We start from the raw sequence: 26,044 nt of genomic DNA, 5'->3' as shown, positions 1-26,044 counted from the left end.
GTGGACTTGCTTAATTCACCCGCAACACGCGAAGCCCGAACACATCGAAACGGTTCGACGGCCCGCCGCTGCCGCCCGCGCCGCTGAACTCTGCGTTCGCCTCCAGATAGCTCATGTTGTAGAAGTCGCTCATGCGGATGCGGTAGGAGCCCGCCGCCAGGCGCGCCGCCAGGGGCGTCGACAGGGCAGGGGCATGTCCCGGCTTCGTGTGCGGCAGCTGCACCACGCCCTGCGCCACCGTGCGGCCGGACGCATCGAACAGCGTCAGCCATTTCACGCCGCCGCTCACCCCCAGATTGATCGCGTTGGCCGTGTTCCGGTAGCGCAGCTGGACCCGGTAGTCGCCCGCCGCGGCGATGCGCAGCTCGCGCACCTCGAAGCGATCCGACGGCGCGCCCCAGCCGGCCAGGTGCGGCGCCTCCCCTGCGGTTTTCAGATTCGACGAGACGCGGGGATCGCTCGCCGCGATCTCTTGCGCCGGACCGACGCAGTGCGGCGCGCTGTGGTGGCTGCGGTTGCCGGAGGCGGTGAATTGCGCCTCGACGGTGTAGCAGGCGTTCGGCGCCGCCTCGCGCTCGGTCCAGGCGCCGTCGGCCAGGTTGCGGGCCACCGGCTGGCCGTTCCGGTAAATGTGATAAACCGCTTTGTTTGCGCTATCAGCGCCGTTGCCGTTGGCGCCGACCTGCAGGCGCACCCGCCCGCCAGCATCGCGGCCGATCTGCCGAATGACGGGTTCGCGCGGCCCGAAGACCGCGGGCGACTCGCCATACGGATCGGCGTTCACGCGGCGCAGCGCGCCGGCGCCGGGCACGGGGGCGCCCAGTTCGATCTCGATGGTGTCGCCGTCTTTCAGGCGCGCCCATGGAATCGTCGACGCCATGGGTGCGCCATTGAGCAGCACGCGTCCCGCCTGGTGCCAGCCCTGCGCTGCGCTGGCGGCGGGAAGCAGCAGGCGCACATCGATCCGTGGACCATGCTGGCCGCGCAGGCGCAGGTTGTGCAGCGTCGCCTGGCTGCTGCCGCCGAAGACCTCGCGCCGCAGTTTTGTCGTCACAAACGGCCGCAGGGCGATGCCCTCGTCCGTGGCCGTGACCCCGAACACGTTCTCGATCACCATCCCGAGGTAGGCGCCGACCGACCATAACTGGCGCCGCGAATTGATGACGGGGCCGATCAGGGACGGGTTCTTCTCGTCGAGCAGGAGCGGCTGGCCGGACAGCCATTCCAGGTTTTCCATGTTCGACAAATTCAACGCGGCGCCGCGCATCAGGGTGTCGTAGGCGGCATCGGCCACGGCCACGTTGCCGCTCATGGCGGCAGCTTTCAAGCCGTAGGCCGTCACGAAGGGCCAGATCGCGCGGTTGTGGTACACCGGAACGCCCGGCTGCTGGGGCCAGACGACCGGTGCGCCCATCGGGCCGTGCGGATAGCTGGCGAGAATGCTGCGCGCTTGCGCCTCGTCGGCGACGCCGCTGACGATCGCCAGGGATTGGCCCAGCCAGTCGAAGCGGTGCATCGGCGCGCCAGCAAGGTGGCCGGCGGTGAGGCTGCTGTACATGCCGGCGTCTTTCAGCCACAGGCGCGCATTGATCGCTTTTTTCAGCGCGCGCGCCCAGGCGACGTAGCGCATCGAGCGCGCCAGGTCGCCGGCATCGCGCGCCAGGCGCGCCGTGAAGTTCAGCGCCTGGTAATGGACGACATTGGTCGACAGCGCTTTTGCGCTCGCCATCGAGGCCAGGTCGTCGGTAATCCAGGCTGCATAGCTCTGTTCGCGCCAGTCGAGGAAGGATTGTTCGCCGCCGTACAGGCCATCGGCCGGGTCGAAAGCGGCGATGCGGTCGTTTTCGAGCGTGTTGGAGAGCGCCTGCAGGGCGCGCGCCGCGAACGCGGCCCGTTCCTTCTCTGGCAGGTGGCGCAGGGTTTCCTCGGCTGCCAGGGCCCAGGCCACGCGGTCGGTGCTGACCGGCCAGCTGCCGCCGCTGCCGGTGTCCTGCACGATTTGCAGGCCGTCTTTCGTGCCCGGAACCTCCTTGCGGTAGCCGGACAGTTTGAAATCGAGCGAGTTGCGCACGCGCGCCGGGTCGAGCATGGCCAGGCCCAGGTCGGCCGCATACGAAAGATCGCGCGTCCAGACGTAATGCCATTTTTCGCCGGTCTCGAAACAGGCGCAGGCAATCGCCGCGCCGCCCCGGTAGTTACCGTCGCGGATATGGCTCACTGCATTCTGGCGCAGTTCGCTGCCCGCCAATGCGAACAGGGCGTCGAAAGCCAGGTTGCCGCTGCGGATACGGGGCAGCTCCACGGTCTCGGCGTAGGTGGTGTGTTGCGGCAGCGGGTCGCGCAGCGCCTGGGTCGTCGAATGGGTGTAGCTGCGCAGCTGGGATTGAGGGTCGCGCAAGGAGAAGCGCGCGCTTTCGCGCTGGCCGTCGTGGGTGGCGTAGCTGAGCGTGGCCACCTGCGCGCGGCCGGCGTGCGGATCCTGAACCGGGCCGGCCTTGAGGTCCGCCAGGCGCACCACGCGCAGCACGGGAGCTGAAGCCTGGCCGGCGTCCAGGGTGAAACGGTAAGTGCCGGTGCTGCGCACGAACAGCGTCGCTTCCGGGCCGGCGCTGGTCCGAAGCGGCAGCGGCTGGCCAGGCTTGACGGCGGCGCCCGCGCCGGGCGTCCATTCGTGTTTCCAGTCGCGGCTGCCCAGTTTGAAGCCGTGGTTGCCCGGGCCGATCAGGATGTCGGCCTGGTAGATGCCCTTGCTCACCTGTTGCAGGGCGTTGTCGCTGCCCCAGCCGTTGAAGCCGCCGCGGATGAACAGCGCATCGGGGACGGCCGCATGGGCGGCGCTGGAAACGACAAGGGCGGGCAGCAGCCAGCGCGACGGGTTCATCACGCCCCCGGCAGTTCGATGACGACGGTCGCTCGCGGCGCCAGGCGCAGTTCGCGGCTCAGGTCGACCGTTTTCCCGGTCAGGAGATCGACGCCGGACGCGGTCCCTTTCAACATCTCCTGAAAGCGGGCGGTAGGCAGCGCCATCTCGTTGGCGTTGTTATTTATCGCGACCATGACGCGCTTGCTGTCGTTATAGCGGAAATAGACCCAGGTATTGTCCTCCGGGCCGAAGTGCATCAGCTTGCCTGTATGGATGACAGGCTGGCCGCGGCGCCAGGTGGCCAGTTTGCGCACCAGGTCCTGGGCCGCGCGCTGTTGCTGCGTCAGGCCGCGGCCGGTAAACGCGTCGATCTTGTCGCCGGCCCAGCCGCCGGGAAAGTCGCGGCGGTAGCTGCCATCGTCGCGTCCCACGGTCGGACTGGTCATCAGGATTTCGTCGCCCGTGTAAAACTGCGGAATGCGCGGCATCGTCATCAGGAACACCAGGTTCATGCGGTAGCGGTCGACATCCTCGCCGGCCACGCTGAACATGCGCGCCATGTCGTGGTTGCCGCCAAAGAGGACCAGGTTGTTCGGCTCCGGGTACAGGTAGTCGAGCGAGAGCATTTCGTAGACATTGGTGAAGCCCTTGTCGGGAGCGGAGAGTGCGCTGCGCATGCTGTCGACCAGCGGGAAGTCCATCAGGCTCGGGAGCGCCGAGGCATAGCCGTCGAAGTTGAGCTTGCCGCGCTGCCAGCGCGCCACCACCGGCGGCAGCGTGCTCCACTCCTCGCCGACCATGTTCAGGCGCGGGTATTCGTCCATCAGGCGTTTCGTGTACTGCGCTAAAAAGGCGCCGTCCGAATAGCTGTAGGTGTCGATGCGCAGGCCGGACAAGCCGGCGTACTCGATCCACCAGATGTTGTTCTGGATGAGGTAATTCGCCACCAGCGGATTGGTCTGGTTCAGGTCGGGCATGGTCTCGACGAACCATCCGGCGGTGAAATTGCGGCCATCGGCCTTGGCGGCGTACCGGTCCTGCACGGCCACGCGATGGTGCCGGGTCGGTACGAACTTGCCGCCGAAGTTGATCCAGTCGGGCGCCGGCATGTCCTTCATCCACCAGTGCTGGCTGCCGATGTGCGACAGCACCACGTCCTGGATCAGGCCGATGCCGCGCCGCTTCGCTTCTTTCGACAGGCGTACGAAGTCTTCGTTGCTGCCGTAGCGCGGGTCGATCTTGTAGTGATCCGTCGCGGCATAGCCGTGGTAGGAATAGGACGGCATGTCGTTTTCGACCAGGGGCGTGGGCCACAGCTGGGTGAAACCGAGGCCGGCAATGTAGTCGAGCCGTCGAACGATGCCCTCGATGTCGCCCCCATGGCGGCCGCCGTCCGCCTTGCGGTCGAGCTTGTCGGCCATGCCCTTGACATTATCGTTCGACGGGTCGCCGTTGGCGAAGCGGTCCGGCATGACCTGGTAGATCGCGTCGGCGCTTGTGAATCCCTGGCGATTGGCGGAGCCGGCCGCACGCGCGCGCAGCTCGTATGGATGGCGCTCGGTCCGGCCGCCACCGGTAAACACGATGTCGAACTTGCCCGGCCGCGCATCGGCACCGATCTCGAGATCGATGAACAGGTAGTTCGGATTGGCCAGGCGCGTGTTCGAGACCAGGCGTACGCCCGGGTAGTCGATGCGCGGCGAGAGTTGCCCGATCCCGGCGCCGTGCACCATCAGCTGCAAGCCCTTGTGCTCCATGCCGGTCCACCAGAAGGGCGGCTCGAGGTGCTCGATGGCGGCGGCGGCGGCGGTGTTGAGGGACAGGACGGCGACGAGAAGCGTGAGCAGCGATGGTTTCATGGGAGAACTCGCAAGGAAAGAGAAAGAGGCGCCGTTGCGTCGCGATCCTGACTGCGAAGCGCACCGTCGAGGTGCTTTGCCGCACTTAATTGGTGAAAAGCAAATGAATTGTAGTCCGACTACACGCATGCAGTCAGGTTTCTGTAGCTCAAATACAACGAAGAACAGGTCCTGTCTATATAGAGGGCGATCCTGTAAAAGATTTGGCGTAGTTGCAACATGCGCTCGTTGACAGTGCATCTAGTTTTAGTACAAAATTCTTGTTTGAACGACTAAAAAGCCGTTAATAACCATCCCGTGCCGTGGCTCTGCAGCTGTTTTCGGGACACCATGTTGTTTTACCTGAGGGGACATATGAAATTCTTTTCAAACAAGCGTGCCGCGAACACGGGCAGCCGTGCTTTCCAGCTGAGCCCAGTCGCAGCCGGCTGCGCCATCTTCCTGACCGCCTTTGCCGGCAGCGCCTACGCGCAGCAAGCAGGCGACACGACGAATAACACCCCGAATTCGGCCGTCGCCGTGGGCGAGGAAGTGCCAGTCAGCACCACCGCCACTCCTGTCGCCACCGTCCGCGTGACGGGTATCCGCAGCGGTATCGAAGCGGCCATCTCGATCAAGAAAAATTCGAATTCGATCGTTGAAGCCATTTCGGCCGAAGACATCGGCAAGCTGCCGGACCAGAGCGTCGCCGAGTCGATCTCGCGCCTGCCGGGCGTGTCCATGCAGCGCGGCCGCAGCTCGGGCAAAGCCGCCGAGATCTCGGTGCGCGGCCTGGCGCCAAGCTTCAACGGCACCCTGCTCAATGGCCGCGAAATGGCCTCGACCGGCAATGCCCGTTCGCCTGAATTCGACCTGTTCCCGGCCGAACTGATGGGTTCCGTCGTCATCTACAAGACCCCTGACGCCAGCGTCATCGGCCAAGGCCTGGCCTCGACCATCGACCTGCGCACCGTGCAGCCGCTGGACTTCGGCAAGCGCACCGTCGCCGTCAGCTACAAGAAGAGCCGCCTCGGCGTCAAGCAGCGCGACGGCCTGCCTGAAGGCGACGGCGACCGCTACACGCTGTCCTACATCGACCAGTTCGCCAACCGCACCATCGGCGTGGCCATGGGCTTTACCCGCTATGAAGAAGTCGGCGGCGGCCAGTCGACCTTCAATTCCTGGGGCACCGCGACCATGCCGTACCGCGGCGCGGACGTGAAGACCCCGGGCGGCTTCGGCGCCGACACCGTCATCGATTCGCACAACCGCGACGGCGCCTTCGCCTCGCTGCAGTTCCGTCCGAACAAGAACTTCAAGTCGACCGTCGACCTGTTCTATTCGGCTGGCGAAACCGGCCAGAAGAAGACCGGCTTTGAAGGCGGCGTCGCCTACAACGGCGGCGGCGCCTACGAGCTGCCGCACGTGCTGAGCAACGCCACCGTGACCAACGGCGTCGCCACCAGCGGCACCCTGACCAACTGGAAGGGCGTCGTTCGTAACCACTACGAAGGCTCCGAAGACGACCTGAAGACCATCGGCTGGAACAACGAGCTGAAGTTCGGCGAGTGGACCACCGCCGCCGACCTGACCTGGTCCAAGGCGACCAAGCTCAGCTCGCGCTACGAAACCTATGCCGGCCTCGCCGGCCGCGCCCAGGACACCCTGAGCTACACCGGCTTCGATGGCAGTAACGTCACCCAGGTGCGCTACACCCCGGGCAGCAACTACGCCGACCGCGGCGTTGCGCGCCTGACGGACGTCATGGGCTGGTCCGGCGGCGAGGCGTCGCCACAGGCCGGTTACCTGGCGCAGCCGTATGTCGAAGACGAAGTCAAGGCAATCCGCCTGACTGCCAAGTCGGCCGTCAACTGGGGCCCGGTCGTCGCCACCACCTATGGCTTCAACCACACCGCGCGCGACAAGGAGCGTACCGGTCCTGAAGGCCGCCTGGTGATCAGGGGCGGTGGTCCGTTTGCCGCAGTGACGATGCCAGGCGGCGATGTCGCCCAGGCCGGCGCTTCGGGCATCAACGTCGCATCGTGGGATCCGCGCGGCTCGCTCGGCAGCATCTACGACCTGGCCAACAAGGTCGATGCCGACATCTACAACAAGTTCTGGGATGTGAAGGAACGCATCTCCACCGCCTACGTCATGGGTGACCTGGACGGTAACCTGTTCGGCTTCCCTTACCGCGGCAACGTCGGCCTGCAGGCCGTGCACACCGACCAGACCGGCGGCGGCTTTGTCGTCGACAAGGCCCGTTGCGTCGGCAATACCGCGCAAACCTGCCCTGCGCAGCGTGTGGAAGAGGGCGACAAGTACTGGGATGTCCTGCCTAGCCTGAACCTGTCCTTCGACCTGGGCAGCGACCAGATGCTGCGCTTCGGCGCCGCCAAGGTCGTCTCGCGCGCCAACCTGGACGACCTGCGCGCCGGCCAGAACTTCGGCGTCGCCACCCAGGGTGTCCCGATCCTGACCGGCAGCGGCGGTAACCCGCAACTGAAGCCGTTCCGCGCCAAGGCACTCGACCTGTCCTACGAGAAGTACTTCGGCAACAAGGGCTATGTCAGCGCCGCCGTCTTCTACAAGAAGCTCGACACCTACATCCTGCGTGCGCCGCGCGCCTTCGACTACGCGCCGTTCATCACGCCGACGACGCCGCTGCCGCTGACCGGTCCGTTCGCCGGTTCGACCCAGGGCCTGTTCAACCAGCCGACCAACGGCGACGGCGGCAACATCCATGGCTTCGAGCTGGCGGCCAACCTGCCGTTTTCGATGTTCTCGACCTACCTCGATGGTTTCGGCGTGATGGTCAACCATTCGGATACGAAGAGCGGTATCGAACTGCCGGAAATCGGTTTCGCCAACGTGAACGGCGACTCGGTCAGCATTCCGCTGCCGGGCCTGTCGCGCAAGGTGACGAACCTGCGCCTGTACTACGAAAAGGCCGGCTTCCAGATCGCTGCCGCGGCGCGCAAGCGTTCGAGCTTCCTGGGCCAGGTGTCGGACTTCCAGGACAACGCGCAGCTCACCTTCATCAAGGGCGAGACCATCGTCGACCTGCAGGCCTCGTATGAGTTCCAGAGCGGCTGGCTGAAGGGCACGAGCGTGTTCGCCCAGGCCCAGAACTGGAACAACGCGCCCTTCCTCGAGTACACGACGGATGAGAACAATCCATCCAACCGTCGCGACTACGGCCGTACTTACCACTTCGGCGCCAGCTACAAGTTCTGATCCGGTAGCAGCTACAATACAACCCCTGACGGCGCATGCCGCAGGGGTTGTTTTTTTGATGCGGAGGCATTTCCGCGTACAGGGCAGGGACATGCAAGAACACGAACCAATCAAGGACATCGTCATCGTCGGCGGCGGTACCGCCGGCTGGATGACGGCGGTCGCGCTGTCGACCATTCTCAACGGCCGCTACAACATCCGCCTCGTCGAATCCGACGAAATCGGCATCGTCGGCGTGGGCGAGGCGACCATCCCGATGATCCAGCGCTTCAACCAGGTGGTCGGCATCGACGAGCAGGAATTCATGCGCGAGACCCAGGGCAGCTTCAAGCTCGGCGTCGAGTTCGTCAACTGGGGCAAGCTCGGCGAGCGCTACATGCACGGCTTCGGGCGTCTCGGCCAGGACCTGGCGACGGTGCCCTTCGAGCAGTACTGGCGCAAGATGCGCCGCCTCGGAAAAGCCGCGCCGCTGGAAGAGTATTCGATCACGCGCATGGCGGCGAAAGCGAACAAGTTCATGCCGGCGCGCCACGACGTGCCCAATTCGCCGCTGCGCGACATCGCCTACGCCTATCACTTCGACGCCAGCCTGTATGCGCGCTACCTGCGCAAGCTGTCGGAAGCGCGCGGCGTGACCCGCATCGAAGGCAAGATTCTGCGCGCCACCCAGCGCCAGGGCGATGGTTTCATCGACGCCGTCGAACTGGAAGACGGCACCCGCATCGCCGGCGAGCTGTTCATCGACTGCTCGGGCTTTCGCGGCCTGCTGATCGAACAGGCCCTGGAAACCGGTTACGAGGACTGGACCGGCTGGCTGCCGGCCGACCGCGCCCTGGCCGTGCCCTGCGAGTCCAGCGCGACCATGACACCGTATACCCGCGCCACCGCCCATAAATCGGGCTGGCAGTGGCGCATCCCGCTGCAGCACCGCACCGGCAATGGCCACGTCTACTGCAGCCGTTACATCAGCGACGACGAAGCGGCAAGCACACTGCTGTCGAACCTGGACGGCCAGGCGCTGGCCGACCCGCGCCTGATCAAGTTCCAGACCGGGATGCGGAAGCAGGCCTGGAACCGCAACGTGATCGCCATCGGCCTGGCCGGCGGCTTCCTCGAGCCGATCGAGTCGACCAGCATCCACCTGATCCAGTCGGCGATCCAGCGCCTGATCGACTTCTTCCCGGACCGCGGCTTCAACCAGACCGAGCGCACCGAGTTCAACCGCCAGTCGCGCTTCGAGTACGAGCGCATCCGCGACTTCATCGTGCTGCACTACCACCTGAACCAGCGCACCGATTCGCCGTACTGGCTGGACTGCGCGAACATGGCCGTGCCAAGCACGCTGCGCCAGAAGATGGATTTGTACCGCGCGCGCGGGAAGGTGGTCCGGGTCGACAACGAACTGTTCTCGGAAGTCGGCTGGACCCAGGTCTTCGAAGGCCAGAACCTGCCGATCGAAGGCTACAACCCGCTGGTCGACGTGCAGTCCGAGGCCGACATTGCCGAGTACCTCGACAGCGTGCGCGGCGTGATCGCCAAGTGCGTGAGCGTGATGCCTTCGCATGACGAGTACATCGCGCGCCACTGCGCAGCGCGCAAGATGTAAGCCTTCCGTCCGGTAGGGCGCAACAGCCCCATGCACTATGCATGAGGCTGTTGCCTTCCTGCTATCCCCTTGTTTCTCTTCCGTTTTTCAAATTGTGCCCGCCCGTTCCCGTCGAGGGAGTAAACTGGCGGTTTAGTATCGTTATCCGAAAGTCATCCATGTCCGACACCCCAATCCTATCGTTTTCCGACCTGAACCTCCCTGCGCCGCTCCTCAAGGCGCTCAAGGACGTCGGCTACGAAGCACCGTCGCCGATCCAGGCCGCCACCATTCCACTGCTGATGGAAGGCCGCGACGTGCTGGGACAGGCGCAAACCGGCACCGGCAAGACCGCCGCGTTCGCGCTGCCGGTACTGGCACGCATCGACACCAAGCAGTCCGCGCCGCAGGCACTGGTGCTGGCGCCGACGCGCGAACTGGCGATCCAGGTCGCAGAGGCCTTCCAGAGCTATGCGGCCCACATGAAGAACTTCGCCGTGCTGCCGATCTACGGCGGCCAGAGCTACGGCCCGCAGCTGCAGGCCCTGCGCCGCGGCGTGCAAGTCATCGTGGGCACCCCTGGCCGCGTGATCGACCACATGCAAAAGGGCTCGCTCGACCTCTCCCAGCTCAAAACGCTGGTTCTGGACGAAGCCGACGAAATGCTGCGCATGGGCTTCATCGACGACGTCGAGCAGATCCTCAAGCAGATCCCGAACGAGCGCCAGATCGCGCTGTTCTCGGCCACCATGCCGTCGGCGATCGCCCGCATCGCCAAGACCTACCTGCGTAACCCGGCCGAAGTGACCGTGGCGGCCAAGACCGGCACCGCCGACAACATCACCCAGCGCTACTGGCTGGTGTCGGGCATGCAGAAGCTCGAAGCGCTGACGCGCATCCTGGAAGCCGAGCCATTTGACGGCATGATCATTTTTGCGCGCACCAAGCTCGGCACCGAAGAACTGGCAACCAAGCTGCAGGCGCGCGGTTTCGCCGCCGTGGCGATCAACGGCGACATGGCCCAGCAGGCGCGTGAACGCACCATCGAGCAGCTGAAGAACGGCAAGATCGACATCCTGGTGGCGACCGACGTTGCCGCCCGCGGTCTCGACGTGGAGCGCATCAGCCACGTCATCAACTACGACGTGCCGTCGGATCCGGAAAGCTATACCCACCGCATCGGCCGCACCGGCCGCGCCGGCCGCAGCGGCGACGCCATCCTGTTCATCACGCCGCGCGAGCGCAACCTGCTGAAAGCGATCGAGCGCGCCACGCGCCAGCCGGTCGCCCAGCTGACGCTGCCGACCATCAAGGCCGTGAACGACGTGCGCATCGCCAAGTTCAAGGAACAGATTTCGGAAACCCTGGCCGCCGGTGGCCTGGAGCAGTTCCGTTCGCTGATCGAGGAATTCGAGCAGGAGCAGAACGTGCCGGCGGTCGACATCGCCGCCGCACTGGCCAAGCTGGGTCGTGGCGACGTGCCGCTGCTGCTGGAAAAGCAGGACCGCGAGCCGAAGGCAGGATCCTGGGAAGAGCGCCCGGCGCGCACCGACTTCGTCGAGCGCCTGCCGCGCCCGTCGCGCGACGATGCCGGCAGCTGGGAAGACCGTGGCCCGCGTGCGCCGCGCGAAGGCTTCAGCAGCGGTTTCAAGAAGGAACGCGTGATGCGCGCGCCGGAAGACGGCATGGCCACCTTCCGCATCGAAGTCGGCCACACCAACGGCGTCAAGCCGGGCAACATCGTCGGCGCGATTGCCAACGAAGCGAACATCGACTCGAAGGTCATCGGCCGCATCGAGATCTATGACGATTACAGCACGCTCGACCTGCCGGCCGACCTGCCGAAGGACTTGCTCGACCACCTGAAAACGGTGTGGGTGGCCGGCCAGCAGCTCAACATCACGCGCGACGGCGAAACCCCCGCGCCGAAGAAGGCTGGCGGCCCGAAGAAATCCTTCGGCGCCGAGCGTGGCCCCAAGCCGGCCGGCAAGCCGGGCTACAAGTCGGACAAGCCGTCGTATACCAAGAAGCCGCGTACGACCTGATAGGGTAGGGTGGACTCCTGAGTCCACCGTTTCAACGCATGAACCGCGTGGACTCGGGAGTCCACCCTACGTTAGACAGAAGAAGCATGCACGCCATCTTCAAAAACGCCATGCTGGTAGTCGCCCTGACGCTGCCTCAATTGCCCGCACTGGCCACGGTTCCGGTGCAAATGTCGTTAAAGGAGATGATCGCGCACGCCGACCACATCCTGATCGGCCGCGTGAGCGGCGTCGACATGATGGACGATGACGGCAGATTGATCTCCGACCCGGAAGCCATCACCGGTCCATGCCAGGACAAGGTGATCAGGTTGCGTGTGGAGGTCGACAAGGTATTGGTCACCAACGCGCCGCGGGTCCCAAAGGTCATATTGATTCCTCTCGACCGCTTCATGCACTTCTCTCTTGGGCAAGTAGAGGAGGCGCACAAAGGCGATGGCGCACAGAGGCTGGTTATTCTCAAGGGACCGGCATTTCGCCCAATCGCAGCTGGCAAACACTTTGCTGCGCTTGCGGAAGAGGCCCAGGCAGTCCGGCTATACAAGGTGCGACCGTCAAGGCCAGCCCGAATCGATGCGCCTGACGAGCCGTCGCCATCTCATGCCGAGCGCTTGCGCAGTCCTTTCTGCGCCGGCGTCGCCCGGTAATCGAGATTTATCTAACTGGCGCGAACATCCACAACAGCGCCTCGCGCAGTTCCCCCCTCCAGAATCCCTCGTTGTGCCGGGCTCCCGGCACGATCTTCAGCACGCTCCCTGCTGGCGGATGCCCGCTCGCACGCACGATGGCGGCCATGCGTTGCGCGTCCGGCACCATCTCTTCGCCTTCCTTGTCCCCCGCCAGCAGATACATGCGCGCGTCCTTCGGCAGCGGATGCGTGCCGACGAAATCGAAGGCGGCCGGCGCCGTCCAGTAGGCCGGCGAAAACACGCCCGCCTTGCTGAACACCTGCGGATACTGCGCAATCGCATAGTGCGAAGCCAGGCCCCCCATCGAGCTGCCCATGATCGCCGTGTGCGCGCGCCCCGGGAAGGTGCGGTAGCGGGTGTCGATCAGGGGTTTCAGGCGCTTGACGATGAAGTCCGTGTATTCGCGTCCTTCGGCCGCGCCGAAGCGCGGGTTGTCCCAGGCGTTCAGTTCCGTGATGCGCTTGTCGGCCCCATTGTCGATGCCGACCACGATCAGCTCCAGCTTGCCTTCGCGCGACAGCGCGTCCAGGGTTTCGTCGACCTTCCACTCACCGGAATAAGAGGTGGCGTCGTCGAACAGGTTCTGGGCGTCGTGCATGTAGAGCACCGGATAGCGCTTGTTTGAAGTCGCGTAGCCAGGCGGCAGGTAGAGCCGCACCTGGCGCTTGCGGTTCAAGCCGGGCATCTCGAGCAGCTCGGGAAGCAGGCGCACGCCGGGCAGGGCGGTCGACGGCCGGGCTGGCGCAGGAGTGCTCCCGGCGGCGAATGCGGGCGAGGCCAGAATGGCAGCGAGAGCCAGCGGGAGGACGGTGCGGGTCAATGACATGGTGGGAGTCTTGAAATAGAAATCAGTGGGCGTGCGCCGCGGCTGGAAGCGTCACGGCCTGGTCCTCGCGCACCAGCAGCCACAGCACGCTGGATACCGCCAGGCAGCCGCCGCAAATCACGAACAGCACGCTTTTGTCGAGCGCATCGCGCAGCACGTAGCCGACGACGGTCGTGGCCAGCTGCGGCAGCACCACCGACAGGTTGAACAGCCCCATGAAATAGCCCATGCGGCGCTTGTCCACCTTTTCGCTCATGATCGCGAACGGCAGGCTGACCACGGCTGCCCAGCCGATGCCGACCACCGCCATCAGGATGTAGAGCATGGCCGGGGTGCGCGCGAACAGGGCGATGGCAAAATAGGCCAGCGCCATGATGCCGACGCAGGCGGCCTGGGTGCGTACGCGCCCGATGCGCGCGGCGACGGGCGCCAGCACCAGCGCCGGCAGCAGGAAGCCGACCACGTTCATGGTCGCGAACGAAATCGCGATTACATGCCCCGACTGCGCCGCCGCTTGTTCGGTCGTGGCGCCGGGCGCGACGACGTGCTGCTGGATGAAGGCGATGATGTAGACGAACATCGACTGCACGCCGAACCAGGTAAAGGCATGGGCCGCCCACAGGCGCCACAGCTGCGGCCACTCGGTGCGCGTCGCCCCTAGCGCTTCGGCGTCCTGTTTGCTTGGGGTCAGTTCGCGCGGCTCTTCGATCAAAAATACCGGCAGCACCGAGAAGGCCAGCACGATCACGACGCCTACCGAAATGAGCGCGTAGTTGTTGATGAAGGCGCCGATCAGGTAAGCCATCACGCCCCAGAAGCCGGAAATCGTCTGCATCCAGGTGTAGCCGCGGGTGCGCGCATCGCCGTCGGGCGTGACGTCCGCGATCAGCGAGCGGGTCGGGTTGAAGCTGATGTTGATCGACAAATCGAGCGTCAGGGCGACGATCACGGCCACCACCAGCAGGTTGCCGATGCCGAGCAGGTCGGCCACGACGTCGATCCGCGGCAGCAGGAACACCGACAGGGCTGCGAGCACGCCGCCAATCAGGATGAAGGGCCGCCGGCGCCCGCCCCAGAACCAGGTCTTGTCGCTGATGAAGCCGATGATCACCTGGCCGAGGATGCCGGCCAGCGGGCCGGCCGCCCAGACGATGCCGATCTCGTGGATGTCGAGGCCGTATTTGGTGCTCAAGAGCCAGCTGAGCGCGGAAATCTGGATGCACAGCGCAAAGCCCATGGCGGTGGCCGGCAGGCTGGTCAAGGCGAAAAAGGGTTTACTCAGCCGGCGCTGCATATCGAGCATGTTGTCTCCGTAGTGGTGTGTTATTTAACTACAAATGCCGATCCGGCAATTGTGGTCGTCGTGATTTTACCCTGTTCATCCCCTGATTGACACTCGGAAAACCTCATGTTATTTTGCTACAAATTCAGAGTAGCAGACACATGGAGCCTGGTATCGAATCCGGGCCGATCGGGGACAAGCATGGAAGTACAAGCCAAAGCGGAAACGCCTAGCACCGCGCGCAAGCCGCACCTGTCGTTCTGGCAGTTGTGGAACATGAGCTTCGGCTTCTTCGGCATCCAGTTCGGCTGGGCACTGCAAAACGCGAACGCCAGCCGCATCTTTTCCACGCTCGGCGCGGATCCGGACAAGCTGTCGCTGTTCTGGCTGGCCGCGCCGGTCACCGGTTTGCTGGTGCAGCCGATCGTCGGCTACCTGAGCGACCATACCTGGCATCCGACCTGGGGCCGGCGCCGTCCCTTCTTCTTCATCGGCGCGATCCTGGCTGCGATCGCCATGTTCCTGATGCCCAATTCGTCGGTCTTGTGGATGGCGGTGGCCGTACTGTGGATGATGGACGCCGCGATCAACATCTCGATGGAGCCCTTCCGCGCTTTTGTCGGCGACAAGCTCGACGTCTCGCAGCAGACCGCCGGCTTTGCGATGCAGACCTTCTTCATCGGCTGCGGCGGCGTGATCGCCTCCTTGCTGCCGCAGATCCTGGCCTGGCTCGGCGTATCGAACGTGCCGCTCGACGGTACGATTCCCGACACCGTGCGCTATTCGTTCTATGCCGGCGCCGTCGTCTTCTTCCTGGCCGTCAGCTGGACCGTCTTCAGCGCCGACGAACTGCCGCCGCCCGACCTGGCGGCCTTCCAGCAGGAGCGCAAGCACGCCCGCAACCTGAAAGTCGCTTTCATCGAAATCCTGAGCGGTTTTGCGAAGATGCCGAAAACGATGGTGCAGCTCGCCTTCGTGCAGTTCTTTACCTGGATCGCGCTGTTCGCGATGTGGATCTATACCGGCAGCGCCATTGCAGACACGGTCTACGGCACCCGCGACGCCCAGTCGGCCGCCTTCCAGGATGCCGGCAACTGGGTCGGCGTGATGTTCGGCGTCTACGGCGGCGTCTCCGCACTGGCCGCCTTCATCCTGCCGGTGTTTGCGCGCGCCACCAGCCGCAAGGTCGTGCACGCGGTCTGCCTGGCCATCGGAGGACTCTCCCTGGCCAGCATCGCCTTCATCGACAGCAAAGCGATGCTGATGCTGCCGATGGTCGGCGTCGGCATCGCCTGGGCCAGTATCCTGACCATGCCCTACGCGATCCTGGCGGGTTCGCTGCCGGCCAAGCGCATGGGTTATTTCATGGGCCTGTTCAACTTCTTCGTCGTGATTCCGCAGATCGTCAGCGGCCTGCTGCTCGGTTTCATCACCCGCGAATTCTTCAACGGCCACACGGTGCAGACCCTGGCGCTGGGCGGCGCCTGCATGGGCATTGCAGCGCTGCTGACGCTCGCCGTGACGGACAAGGCGCGCGGCTGATCCTTGGTCACTGAGCCGGCCCCGGGCCTGCGCGCCACGCTTTCCACTCCTGTCGTATCGTAACGTTTTATTAACAAACGAATTCAATACACAGGAGCGGAGCATGACGATTCAGACAGTGGCGACGAAGCCATTCGCCGGGCAGCGCCCTGGCACATCGGGCCTGCGCAAGAAGGTCACCGAATTCCAGCAAGCGGGCTACCTCGAGAATTTTGTCGAAGCGATTTTCCAGACCTTGGGCAGCCTGGGCGGACGCACCCTGGTGCTGGGCGGCGACGGCCGTTATTTCAATCGCGACGCGATCCAGACCATCCTGCACATGGCCGCCGCCCACGGCGTGGCGCGCATGCTGGTCGGGCGCGGCGGCATCCTGTCGACGCCGGCGGTGAGCTGCGTGATCCGCAAGCGCGGCGCCTTCGGCGGCATCGTGCTCTCGGCCAGCCACAATCCCGGCGGCCCGGACGGCGACTTCGGCATCAAGTACAACACCGACAACGGCGGCCCGGCCCCCGAAAAGATCACCGAGGCGATCTTCGCCAATACCCTGACCCTCGACAGCTACCGCATCAGCGACGCGCCGCCGGTCGACCTCGACGCGCCTGGCCTCAGCACCCTTGAAGGCATGCAGGTCGAAGTGATCGACCCGGTGGCCGACTACGCGCAATTGATGGAACACCTGTTCGACTTCGACGCGATTCGCGCCCTGTTCGCGCGCGGCTTCACGATGAAATTCGACGGCATGAGCGCCGTCTCCGGCCCTTACGCAAAAGCGATCCTGGAAGGAGTGCTCGGCGCCCCCGCCGGCACGGTGATGAACGGCGAGCCGCTGGAAGACTTCGGCGGCCACCATCCGGATCCGAACCCGGTCAATGCCGCCGAACTGATTGCGCTGATGTCTGCGCCCGGTGCGCCCGACTTCGGCGCGGCTTCGGACGGCGATGCCGACCGCAACATGATCGTCGGGCGCAGCATTGCGGTCACGCCTTCGGACAGCCTGGCGATCATCGCCGCCAACGCGCGCCTGGCGCCCGGTTATGCGGCGGGGATAAAAGGCATCGCCCGTTCGATGCCCACCTCGCAGGCGGCCGACCGCGTGGCCGAAGCGCTCGGCATCGACTGCTTCGAGACCCCGACCGGCTGGAAATACTTCGGCAATTTGATGGACGCCGGCCTGGTCACGCTCTGCGGCGAGGAAAGCTACGGCACCGGTTCCAATCACGTGCGCGAAAAGGACGGCCTGTGGGCGGTGCTGTTCTGGCTGAACATGCTGGCCGCCACCGGCAAATCGGTCGAGCAGCTGGTCGGCGAACACTGGGCGCGCTTCGGGCGCAACTACTATTCGCGCCACGACTACGAAGCCGTCGACGCCGCGCAAGCCGACGCCATGATGGGCGCGCTGCGCGCAAAGCTGCCCGACCTGGCCGGGCAGACGCTGGGCGAGTTCCGCGTGGCGCAGGCCGACGATTTCGTGTACACCGACCCGATCGACGGCTCGGTTGCCTCGCGCCAGGGCGTACGCATCATCATGAGCGACGGTTCGCGCATCGTGTTCCGTCTGTCCGGCACCGGCACCGAAGGCGCCACCGTCCGCGTCTACCTCGAACGCTACGAAGCCGATCCTGCGCACCACGGGCAGGACACGCAACAGGCCCTGGCCAGCCTGATCGCCATCGCCGACGACCTCGCCGGGCTGCGCCGGCATACCGGCCGCCAGGCGCCGAGCGTCGTCACCTGATCTTTCAACCTCTACGAACATCTCCATGAAACTGTCCGCACTTGCCGTCTCCCTGATGCTGAGCCTTGGCTCGGCCCATGCCGCCGCGCCCTGGAACGCCCCGGTCAAGCCTTTCGTATGGGAGAACGCGACCGTCTACTTCCTGCTGACGGACCGTTTTAACAACGGCAATCCCGCCAATGACCTGGCTTACGGCCGGGCCAAGGATGCGGCCCTGCTGCGCGGTTTCATGGGCGGCGATTTTGCAGGCATCACGGCCAAGATCAAGGAAGGCTATTTCAACGAACTGGGCGTCACGGCTTTGTGGATCACGCCGCCGGTCGAGCAGATCCATGCCGGCACCGACGAGGGCACCGGAAAGAGCTATGGCTTCCACGGTTACTGGACGCGCGACTTCACCGCCATCGACGCCAACCTCGGCACCGAAGCCGAGCTGCGCACCCTGGTCGACACGGCGCACGCGGCGGGACTGCGCGTGCTGTTCGACGTGGTCATGAACCACACCGGACCGGTAACCGCCAGCGACCCGGTCTGGCCCGCCGAATGGGTGCGCACCGGCCCGCCCTGCACCTACAAGGACACGCGTACGACCATCGAGTGCACGCTGGTGAAAAACCTGCCGGACATCCGCACCGAGAGCAACCGTGCGGTCGCGCTGCCCCCAAGCCTGGTGGCGAAGTGGAAGCGGGAAGGGCGCTACGAACGCGAAGTGAAGGAGCTGGACGCCTTTTTCAAGCGCACCGGCTACCCGCGCGCGCCGCGCTACTACCTGATGAAATGGCATGCCGACTGGGTGCGCAAGTTCGGTATCGATGGTTTTCGCGCCGATACGGTCAAGCATACCGAGCCGGGCGTGTGGAAGGACCTGAAAAAAGTCGCTGGCCAGGCCTTCGAGGACTGGAAGAAGGCCAATCCGTCGAAAAAGCTGGGCGATCTTCCGTTCTACATGACGGCGGAAGTGTATGGCTACGAAATCAAGCACGGCCGCGCCTACGACCTCGGCGAAATGAAAGTCGACTACCTGGCGCAGGGCTTCGACAGCGTGATCAATTTCGCGATCAAGCGCGACGCCGTCGACAGCTACGAAAAGCTGTTCAGCGAATATTCGACCGCGCTGCAGGGTCCGATGAAGGGCGCGACGGTATTGAATTACCTGAGCTCCCACGACGACGGCGAGCCTTACGACGCGCTGCGCCATCGCCCCTACGAGAGCGCCAACAAGCTGCTGCTGGCGCCGGGCGCCGCGCAAATCTATTACGGCGACGAGACCGCGCGCCTGTTGAGCGTGGAGGGCGCCGAGGGCGACGCCAAGCTGCGCTCGTTCATGAACTGGGATGAACTGGCGTCGAACGCCCAGCGCGGCCTGAACCGCGTGCGCGATGTGCGCGAGCACTGGGCCAAGCTCGGCGTCTTCCGCCAGGCGCATCCGGCGGTGGGCGCGGGCGTGCACCGCATGATCCAGCACCACCCGTACACGTTCAAGCGCACCTATGAAAAGGGCGGCGTCGTCGACCGCGTGGTCGTGGCGCTGGACCTGCCGCAGGACAAGCCGACCGCGATCCCGGTCAGTGGCGTGTTCATGGATGGGCAGACCGTGCGCGACTGGTATTCGAATACGCGCGCCATCGTCAAGAACGGCAAGGTGCAGTTCGAGACGCGCAACAAGGTGGTGCTGATCGGGCAGGAGTGATTCCTGGCCGGCCGGCTCACATCTCCTTACAAACTGCGTGAACCCCATTTCCAAAAGGCGCTAAGCTCTGGCTTATGGAACCTGGAAGTGGGTAGCACATCATGAAGACGCAACTGTTAGAGGATATCGGCGAAAACGCCAGCCTGGCGCCGTCGCCTGCGCTGGGGCCGGAAAAACTCGCCGGAAATCCGCAGCCAGGCGCAGAGCTGCGCATGCCTGCACCGGCAGTCGAGCCCGAGCAGCAAGCGACACCGGCGGAGCTGCACAGCGTTTTCGAAGAAATCGCCGCCCTGGAGGCGCAGTTTGTGCCGCCAGTGCCGCCAGTGCCGCAGCCGGAAGCCGCCGCTGTGCAGGCCGAGTCCATGCCTGAGCCATCGCCGGAGCCTGCGCCACTTCCTCCGGAGCACCCGCACAAGCTTGCGGTTGGCCCGGCCTCTCGCCTGCTTCAGCCTGCCGGGCGCCCGGCCGAGCAGCTGACTCAGCCTCTCCCTCCTCGGGTCGAGCCACGGCCTCAGCCTGCCGCTTCTCCGGCGGCGCCTGCATTTATCCGGGACTGGGCCCAAACTCCGACGATCCCGCAAGACCCCTTGTTCGACTTTACGGTCCCTGCGCCCCCATCCGGAGCCGCGGAGCCGTTCACGCGTCCTGCCGCCGGGCTCACGCCGTCGGGCCGGCGCTATCTGTTATTCGGTGGCTGCGTGCTGTCGGCTGCGCTGCTCGCCATGGGCGGCCGCTGGTTTTACCAGGAACGCGCCGACACCGGCGCGCTCGCGCTGATCGCGAATGAAACGCCCCGCGAAGCCAGGGCGGTGAACGCCTCGACGCAAAGACCCGCCGCCGAGCCGACAGCGGCAAGCGCCGTGCCCGCGAGCCCTCCTGCTTCTGCGCTGCCGCCCCTGGTGATGCTGGAACCCGATCCGCCCGCCGCCGCTGCGAGTGCGCCGTCTGCACCACCCCGAGCTGCGCCGGAAGAGGAACGTGTAGAGCCTCGGACGCCGCCCAAGCCTGACACTGATACTGCCACTGCCGCGCTGCGCAAGCCTGCTCCACCCTTGCCGAAACCATCGGTCCGCAAGCCGCGCGAGCGCACCGTGGTCGCAGCCGCGCCGGTGAAGGAACAACGCAAACGCGAGAGCGTTCGCCAGCCTGTCCGGGCATCGGCCATTCTGCCAGAAAACCCGTCGCTGCCGGACACCAGCATGACAGCCACGCTGAAGGCCTGCAGGGAATATGGCTACGGTGCTACGCAATGCGTCAAACGGGGATGCAGCCTGACCAGATATGGGTTTGCTTGCCGGGGGAGGTGAGACCCGTCATCCGCAACCTCATACCGAGACGCCATGGTGCTGGATCGGCTGCAAGGGCTTTACGCTTTCGCGCCCTCAAGGGATTTTCCAGCTGTAAGCCAAGCCTTGACCCATGCAGGCTGGCGTCCTCGGCCACTCCATTCCTGGGTCGGATCTTCCGGATTACGGTACTTGACCTGCACCTTGCCTTTTTTTTGCGCTTTACCGACTTTGATGGCGCGAAGCTGCTTTTCAGACAGCCCGGCATTCCGGGCAATGTGAAGAATCTGTTCACGCGCCTTGCTGATACTAAGGAAATGTTGAGTTTTCAACTCGTCAATTACCTGTATTTCCAGGGCGCGCAGCTGGGCCAGCGAGTATTTGGATAGATCGTGCATTTTGCGTGGTGTCTCCCATGGATGAAACTGCACCCTACCATGAACGAAGAACCGCCTGCAGCGCACGAGGCAAGACCGACAGCGAGCGGGCCTGGCATGTCATGCCTTGACCGCGATATCGAAGTGCAGCACTTCCTCGCGCAAGCCCAGCTTGCTGTACAGCGCAATTGCGGGTTCATCTTCCGGCTGGGTATCGGCCTGCACGAAGATGACCCAGGCGCTGCGCGCATCAGCGCCGCTGGCAAACTCTAAAACTTCTGCTGCCAGCGGTTTGATAATAATCAAACAATGCTATCCTGTGCGGTCTCCAGACCTACCTCAGCTATATATTCAGCCGTAACGCATTGCGATGATCACCGAACCAGAAATCGAACAAAAAAACAGCCGCGCCTCCTATGCCGACGGTCCGCGCCTGCTGGCCGACATCGGCGCCACCCATGCCCGCTTGGCGCTCGAGACCGCGCCAGGCGTGCTGCGCCACACGGCGGTGCTGCGCTGCGACGAATACGCCGGCATCGTGCCGCTGCTCAATACCTACCTGGCCGAGCACGGCGGCGAGCGCATCACGCATGCGGCCTTTGCCATGGCCAATCCAATCAGCGGCGACCTGGTGCGCATGACCAATCGCGACTGGCAGTTCTCGACCGATGAAGTGCGGCGCACCATGGGCTGGTCGACGCTCGTGATCGTCAACGATTTCACGGCGCTGGCGATGGCGTTGCCGACCCTGGGGGCAAGCGACCTGCTGCAGGTCGGCGCCGGCAAGCCGCAGCCGCATGCGGTGTCGGGCGTGCTGGGGGCCGGCACGGGCCTGGGCGTGTCGGGCGTGATTCCGACCGCCGACGGTTTCGTCACCCTCGGCAGCGAAGGCGGCCACGTGAATTTCGCGCCGAGCGACGAGCGCGAGTTCGCGATCCTGCAATATGCCTGGCGCGAGTGGACCCACGTCTCGAACGAACGCATCCTGTCCGGTCCCGGCATGGAGCTGATCTACCGTGCGCTGGCGCAACGCAATAGTGTCGCAGCACCTGCCCGGAATGCCGCGGAGATCATTGCCGGCGCGCTGGAACAGGGCGATGCGCTGTGCCTGGAAGTGCTGGAATGCTTCGCCGGCATGCTCGGCGGGGCGGCAGCGAACCTGGCGCTGACCCTCGGCGCCTTCGGCGGCATTTTCATCGGCGGCGGCATCGTGCCGCGCATCGCGCAGTGGTTTGCCGATTCGCCTTTCCGCGCGCGCTTCGAAGCAAAAGGGCGCTTTTCCGAATACCTGTCGCAGATCCCGACCTACGTCATCATGACGCCGAATCCCGCCTTGCGCGGCGTCTCGACCATCCTCTCGGAACACTTGCGCGGGCGCAGCGGCGCCAATACCCTGATGGAGCGCGTGCAGCACCTGCAGCACGAGCTGTCGCCGGCCGAGCAGCGTGTCGCCGCGCTGGTGCTCGAGCATCCGCGCAAAGTCCTGTCCGAGCCGATCGCGGAGATTGCGCGCCTGGCCGATGTAAGCCAGCCGACCGTGATCCGCTTCTGCCGCTCGCTCGGCTTCCAGGGCCTGGCCGAATTCAAGCTGAAATTCGCCGGCAGCCTGACCGGTTCGATTCCGGTGCGCCATAGCCAGGTGCGCATGAGCGACAGTACCCATGACTTGTCGGCAAAAGTGATCGACAACACGGTGTCGGCGATCCTGAAGTTCCGCGACGGGCTCGACGTGCATGCGATCGACCGCGCCATTGCACTGCTGCGCAGCGCCAACAAGGTCGAGTTCTATGCGATGGGCAATGCGCGCGTGGTGGCGCTCGACGGCCAGCACAAATTCTTCCGTTTCCGCATCCCGACCACGGCGCACGGCGACGCCCACCTGTTCCTGCTGGCCGCCGAATTGCTGAAACCAAACGACGTCGTGATCGCGATTTCGACGGCTGGCCAGGCGCCGGAACTGCTGTCGGCGGTGGACGCGGCGCGCGCCGCCGGCGCCAGCGTCATCGCCATTACCAGCAGCAAGTCGGCGCTGGCGAAAAAGGCCCATGTCTGCCTGGCGGTCGACCATGCCGAAGACAGCACCACCTTCCTGTCGATGATTTCGCGCATCCTGCAATTGCTGCTGATCGACATCATGGCGGTGGGGATTTCGCTGGGCAGCCAGGCCGACCAGGATGGGGATATCGAACGCCGCAGGCTGCTCATTTCGCACCTGGATATGTAAATATCTGGCAAGATATCGGACTTTCTGCGGTATTTGCTGCGGTGTTCCCGATCCGGCGATCCTGAGCCCTCGCCATTTCCAGTCCTGGTGATTCCATGTCTGACCCAACGAACCCTGTGCACCTGGCCGGTTCGGCCCTGACCCATTCCTGCCATGCCTGCGCCTTTTTCCATACCAAGGAAGAAGAGTACCGGGTGCTGATGCCTTTCATCATGGAAGGCTTCGAGCGGGGCGACAAGGCCTTTCATATCGTCGACCCGGCGCACCGCGCCGCCCACCTGGCGCGCCTGGAACAGGAAGGCGTCGATATCGGCGCCGCCGAGGCACAGGGGCAGCTCGAAGTGCTGAACTGGCGCGACACCTATCTCAAGGATGGGCGTTTCGACCAGCACCGCATGATCGAGACCCTGTTGCAGATGATCGCGCCAGGCAATGCTCCCCCAGGAAAAATTTCGCGCAATATCGCGAACATGGAATGGGCGCTGGAAGACCGGCCCGGCGTGCACGATATCGTCGAATACGAGGCGCGCCTGAACCAGGCGCTGCCCGCCCGGCATGACCCGGTCGTCTGCACCTACGATCTGTCGCAGTTCGACGCCAGCGCCGTGATCGAGATCATGCGCACCCACCCGATGGTCATCATCGGCGGCCTCCTGCAAGAAAATCCGTTCTATGTTCCGGCGGAGCAGCTTCTTCAGGAAATCGAGGAGCGCAAAACCTCGGGCCGGAGTCATCCAGCCACGGCCAGGCAGGCTGCATGACCGACGTGCGCAGTCCTGAAGGAGCAGGCGCCGAGATCGAGTCCCTGCGCCGCACGACGCGCGATCTCGTCGCCCTGTCGACACTGCCGGCGGTCTGGAGCGGCCTCGCTCCCGAGGAAGTGATCAACAGCCTGGCGTGCTGCTGACGATGCTCGATCTCGACCTGGCGTATATCCGGCTGGCCGACGGCGCCGACACCCGTGCGATCGAAGCCATTCGCAGCAGGGGGCAGGGTGCTGCCGAGCTGAGCCTGCCTGCGGTACGCTCGGCACTCGACAGGGTCCCGGCAGGGTCGTATCCGAACGAGCCGGCCACCATTTCCGAGTGCGTCGACGGACAGCAGCTGCGCTTTGGCGTCGTTCGTTTCGGTATCGGACAAGGTATCGGTTCGATTGTCATCGGCTGCGGCCGGCCGGATTTTCCGAACCAGCATGAGCGGGTGCTGCTGGGAGTGAGCGCCAACCAGGCAACCGTCGTGCTGCAGAGGCGCCTCGCCGAGCAGGCACTGGCGGGCAGCGAGTCGCGTTTTCTCGACTTCGCCAACACCGCGCCCGCGATGTTCTGGGTCACCGAGCGGGACGGCAGCTGTTCTTTCCTGTCGCGTGCCTGGCAAGAATTTACCGGACAAAGCGAAGAAGAGGGGCTCGGCTTTGGCTGGATTGCCGCCATTCACCCGGAGGATCGCGACGAGGCACGCCAGGCCTTCCTGGCAGCGAACGCGCAAATGCAGGAGTTCGGCATCGAGCACCGGGTCTTGCATGCCGATGGCGGCTACCGCTGGGTCATCGATGCCGGGCGGCCCCGGTTTTCGAAAACCGGCGACTTCCTTGGCTTTGTCGGCAATGTCCTGGATATTACCGAGCGAAAGCAGGCCGAGCAGGCGCTGCGCCTGGCCGAGGCGAACCAGCGTGTCCTGTTCGACGAGGTGACCAAATCGAACAAGAACCTGAGCGAATTCCTGGCGGTGCTGGCGCATGAGCTGCGCAACCCGTTGGCGCCCATCGTGACCGGACTGGAAGTCATGCGCATCCGCGCCGACAGTGCGGAAACCGTGACGAGCGTGCGGGGCATCATCGAACGCCAGGTGAAACAGTTGTCGCACCTGATCAACGACTTGCTCGATATTGCCCGCGTAACGAACGGAAAGGTCGTGATCAAGAAGGAGCCGGTCGAGCTGAAGTCGATTGTGTTCAACGCCGTCGAAACCAGCCGTCCCCAGATCGAGAAAGGCCACCATGCATTCAGCCTGAAGCTGCATGATGCCCCGCTGCCGGTGAATGCCGACCCGGCACGCATCGCCCAGGTCATCGGCAACCTGCTGACGAATGCGGCGAAATACACGCCGGCGGGCGGAAACATCGGCTTGAGCGTCGAACGGGACGGCGGCGAGGCCGTCATCTCGGTCACCGACAACGGTATCGGCATTCCCGGGGAATCGCTGGAGTCCGTGTTCGACATGTTCAGCCAGGTCGGGCGCAACATGCAGCACTCCCAGGGCGGGCTGGGCATCGGGCTGTCGCTGGTGCGCCAGCTCGTTGTCCTGCACGGTGGCACCGTCGCGGCCTTCAGCGCGGGCACGGGCAAGGGCAGCACCTTCGCCGTCAGGATTCCGCTCGACCCCGGCCTGGCTGCGCCAGCCCATGCGGGCGCGGCTGCCCCGCCTCCTGCCGCCGGGGCAGGCAAGCGCTTGCGCATCCTCGTCACCGACGACAACGTCGATGCGGCGACGACCCTCGCCTCGCTGCTCGAGATGTACGGCCACGAACTCAGGGTTGCCCATGACGGCCAGCAGGCGCTGAGCATTGCAGGTCAGTTCCAGCCGGAAGTGGCTTTCCTCGATATCGGCATGCCGGACATGAGTGGTTACGAAGTCGCGCGCCGCATCAGGCAGCTTGCAGGTTTGGAGCGCAGCGTCCTCGCTGCCGTGTCGGGCTGGGGCGCAAAGGAAGACCTTGCCCGCTCGAGTGAAGCCGGCTTCGACATGCATTTCACGAAACCGGTCGCGCCGGCGCGCGTCAGCGATTTCCTCGCTACCCTGCGTTAAGCAGCGGGGCAGCGCGCCGC

Annotated in this window: 17 protein-coding genes and 1 pseudogene; 12 read left to right on the top strand and 6 right to left on the bottom strand. The window is 64.6% G+C overall.

The features are described from left to right. Nucleotides 1-10 precede the first annotated feature (10 nt). Nucleotides 11-2,881, bottom strand: a complete 2,871-nt coding sequence (locus tag AC56KZ_RS08030) for an esterase (RefSeq protein ID WP_497161626.1) — start codon at nucleotides 2,879-2,881, stop codon at nucleotides 11-13. Next, complete coding sequence (locus AC56KZ_RS08025; RefSeq protein ID WP_497161625.1) at nucleotides 2,881-4,722, bottom strand: glycoside hydrolase family 13 protein; 1,842 nt, start codon at nucleotides 4,720-4,722, stop codon at nucleotides 2,881-2,883. The genes AC56KZ_RS08030 and AC56KZ_RS08025 overlap by 1 nt, the downstream gene beginning before the upstream one ends. A 354-nt stretch (nucleotides 4,723-5,076) precedes the next feature. On the opposite strand from AC56KZ_RS08025, the gene AC56KZ_RS08020 reads away from it, so the two are divergent. The 4 genes from AC56KZ_RS08020 (at nucleotide 5,077) to AC56KZ_RS08005 (ending at nucleotide 12,215) form a co-directional block, all read left to right on the top strand. After that, nucleotides 5,077-7,938: a TonB-dependent receptor gene (locus tag AC56KZ_RS08020; RefSeq protein ID WP_497161624.1), complete on the top strand. Its 2,862-nt coding sequence runs from the start codon at nucleotides 5,077-5,079 to the stop codon at nucleotides 7,936-7,938. 91 nt (nucleotides 7,939-8,029) lie between these two features. Continuing rightward, nucleotides 8,030-9,544 (top strand): tryptophan halogenase family protein, encoded by a 1,515-nt coding sequence (locus AC56KZ_RS08015; protein WP_497161623.1) that lies wholly within the window; start codon nucleotides 8,030-8,032, stop codon nucleotides 9,542-9,544. A gap of 158 nt (nucleotides 9,545-9,702) precedes the next feature. Next, nucleotides 9,703-11,568 (top strand): DEAD/DEAH box helicase, encoded by a 1,866-nt coding sequence (locus AC56KZ_RS08010; protein ID WP_497161622.1) that lies wholly within the window; start codon nucleotides 9,703-9,705, stop codon nucleotides 11,566-11,568. A gap of 86 nt (nucleotides 11,569-11,654) precedes the next feature. After that, on the top strand, nucleotides 11,655-12,215 hold the full coding sequence (locus AC56KZ_RS08005) for a hypothetical protein (RefSeq protein ID WP_497161621.1): 561 nt from the start codon (nucleotides 11,655-11,657) through the stop codon (nucleotides 12,213-12,215). Nucleotides 12,216-12,222: 7 nt separating this feature from the next. Here the strand turns inward: AC56KZ_RS08005 and AC56KZ_RS08000 are convergent, their stop codons facing one another. Together AC56KZ_RS08000 and AC56KZ_RS07995 are read right to left on the bottom strand one after the other, a co-directional pair. Then, complete coding sequence (locus AC56KZ_RS08000; RefSeq protein WP_497161620.1) at nucleotides 12,223-13,083, bottom strand: alpha/beta hydrolase; 861 nt, start codon at nucleotides 13,081-13,083, stop codon at nucleotides 12,223-12,225. A 22-nt stretch (nucleotides 13,084-13,105) separates the two neighbouring features. Continuing rightward, nucleotides 13,106-14,386, bottom strand: a complete 1,281-nt coding sequence (locus AC56KZ_RS07995; protein ID WP_497161619.1) for an MFS transporter — start codon at nucleotides 14,384-14,386, stop codon at nucleotides 13,106-13,108. A gap of 180 nt (nucleotides 14,387-14,566) precedes the next feature. On the opposite strand from AC56KZ_RS07995, the gene AC56KZ_RS07990 reads away from it, so the two are divergent. The 4 genes from AC56KZ_RS07990 (at nucleotide 14,567) to AC56KZ_RS07975 (ending at nucleotide 20,639) form a co-directional block, all read left to right on the top strand. Continuing rightward, nucleotides 14,567-15,907 (top strand): MFS transporter, encoded by a 1,341-nt coding sequence (locus AC56KZ_RS07990; RefSeq protein ID WP_497161618.1) that lies wholly within the window; start codon nucleotides 14,567-14,569, stop codon nucleotides 15,905-15,907. A gap of 103 nt (nucleotides 15,908-16,010) precedes the next feature. Next, entirely contained in the window at nucleotides 16,011-17,642 is a 1,632-nt protein-coding gene (locus tag AC56KZ_RS07985; RefSeq protein ID WP_497161617.1) for an alpha-D-glucose phosphate-specific phosphoglucomutase, read from the top strand. A gap of 25 nt (nucleotides 17,643-17,667) precedes the next feature. Beyond that, nucleotides 17,668-19,332, top strand: a complete 1,665-nt coding sequence (locus AC56KZ_RS07980; protein ID WP_497161616.1) for an alpha-amylase family glycosyl hydrolase — start codon at nucleotides 17,668-17,670, stop codon at nucleotides 19,330-19,332. Between the two features lie 101 nt (nucleotides 19,333-19,433). Continuing rightward, nucleotides 19,434-20,639: a hypothetical protein gene (locus AC56KZ_RS07975; protein WP_497161615.1), complete on the top strand. Its 1,206-nt coding sequence runs from the start codon at nucleotides 19,434-19,436 to the stop codon at nucleotides 20,637-20,639. A 59-nt stretch (nucleotides 20,640-20,698) separates the two neighbouring features. On the opposite strand, the gene AC56KZ_RS07970 is transcribed toward AC56KZ_RS07975, so the two are convergent. Together AC56KZ_RS07970 and AC56KZ_RS07965 are read right to left on the bottom strand one after the other, a co-directional pair. Next, nucleotides 20,699-21,016 carry an H-NS histone family protein gene (locus tag AC56KZ_RS07970; RefSeq protein ID WP_497161614.1) on the bottom strand — a complete coding sequence of 106 codons (318 nt, stop codon included), beginning with the start codon at nucleotides 21,014-21,016 and terminating at the stop codon, nucleotides 20,699-20,701. 99 nt (nucleotides 21,017-21,115) lie between these two features. Next, a pseudogene (locus AC56KZ_RS07965) lies at nucleotides 21,116-21,250 on the bottom strand (AAC(3)-I family aminoglycoside 3-N-acetyltransferase); the annotation flags it as partial. A 115-nt stretch (nucleotides 21,251-21,365) separates the two neighbouring features. On the opposite strand from AC56KZ_RS07965, the gene glk reads away from it, so the two are divergent. The 4 genes from glk to AC56KZ_RS07945 all read left to right on the top strand — a co-directional run bounded on the left by glk (nucleotide 21,366) and on the right by AC56KZ_RS07945 (nucleotide 26,024). After that, complete coding sequence (glk, locus tag AC56KZ_RS07960) at nucleotides 21,366-23,219, top strand: glucokinase (RefSeq protein WP_497161613.1); 1,854 nt, start codon at nucleotides 21,366-21,368, stop codon at nucleotides 23,217-23,219. Between the two features lie 95 nt (nucleotides 23,220-23,314). Then, a complete protein-coding gene (locus AC56KZ_RS07955; RefSeq protein WP_497161612.1) occupies nucleotides 23,315-23,980 on the top strand; it encodes an MEDS domain-containing protein in 666 nt (221 codons plus the stop codon). Continuing rightward, nucleotides 23,977-24,126, top strand: a complete 150-nt coding sequence (locus AC56KZ_RS07950; protein ID WP_497161611.1) for a hypothetical protein — start codon at nucleotides 23,977-23,979, stop codon at nucleotides 24,124-24,126. Before AC56KZ_RS07955 ends, AC56KZ_RS07950 begins: the two co-directional genes overlap by 4 nt. Further along, nucleotides 24,117-26,024: a hybrid sensor histidine kinase/response regulator gene (locus AC56KZ_RS07945; RefSeq protein ID WP_497161610.1), complete on the top strand. Its 1,908-nt coding sequence runs from the start codon at nucleotides 24,117-24,119 to the stop codon at nucleotides 26,022-26,024. The genes AC56KZ_RS07950 and AC56KZ_RS07945 overlap by 10 nt, the downstream gene beginning before the upstream one ends. Nucleotides 26,025-26,044 lie beyond the last annotated feature (20 nt).

Source organism: Telluria sp. LT2P34, from assembly GCF_059685915.1.
Note: the sequence above shows the minus strand (reverse complement) of the source record. Positions and strands in the feature narration are given on the sequence as shown.